The sequence below is a fragment of the Lactobacillus sp. MRS-253-APC-2B genome (assembly GCF_012843675.1).
Classification (GTDB): Bacteria; Bacillota; Bacilli; order Lactobacillales; family Lactobacillaceae; genus Limosilactobacillus; species Limosilactobacillus pulli.
Genome location: NZ_JABAFO010000053.1, coordinates 1 through 547, shown reverse-complemented (window position 1 = coordinate 547; position 547 = coordinate 1). Strand labels below are relative to the sequence as shown.

Sequence of the window (547 nt, the reverse complement as noted above, 5' to 3'; positions counted from 1 at the left end):
TTGCATAGATACGGACGATTTACTCAAACAGCCGCAGTTGCTTGAGCAGTGATCATCTAATTACCAATGCCTTTTACATTCCCAGGTTGCCATAGGAATGAGCCTAGTTTTTTGACTAGGCTTTTTGTTGTTTCTGGAGTCCTTTTTCTAAAATATTCAGTGCTGCATTGTAATCACGAATATGATGAGTATGGCATTGTGGACACGTCCATTTACGATCTGCCAGTGTCAGCCTTTCGGTTCCGTCACTTCCCATTACAAAACCGCAGTCATGACAGGTTTGGGTCGTGTTTTTAGGGCTGACCGTGATAAATTGACGGTCATAAAGGTCGGCTTTGTATGACAACATCCCCAAGAAAGACCGCCAGCCAACATCACTGATGCTCATTGCCAAGGCATGATTTTTTAACAGATTCTTACTCCGCAATTCTTCGGCTACAACGAGATCTTGGTTCTTGATCAGTGCTGTAGACGTGCGTTGGAGAAAATCATGGCGGCGGTCAAATACCCGTGCATGGATTTTAGCTACTAACAAACGCTGCTTCTG

The 547-nt window shown here is 44.2% G+C and carries 1 protein-coding gene; it reads right to left on the bottom strand.

Annotated features, from left to right (window positions below; genetic code table 11):
• Nucleotides 1–115 precede the first annotated feature (115 nt).
• Nucleotides 116–547 (bottom strand): RNA-guided endonuclease TnpB family protein (locus tag HF864_RS09395; RefSeq protein WP_169462719.1); only part of this gene is annotated, 432 nt, incomplete at its 5' end.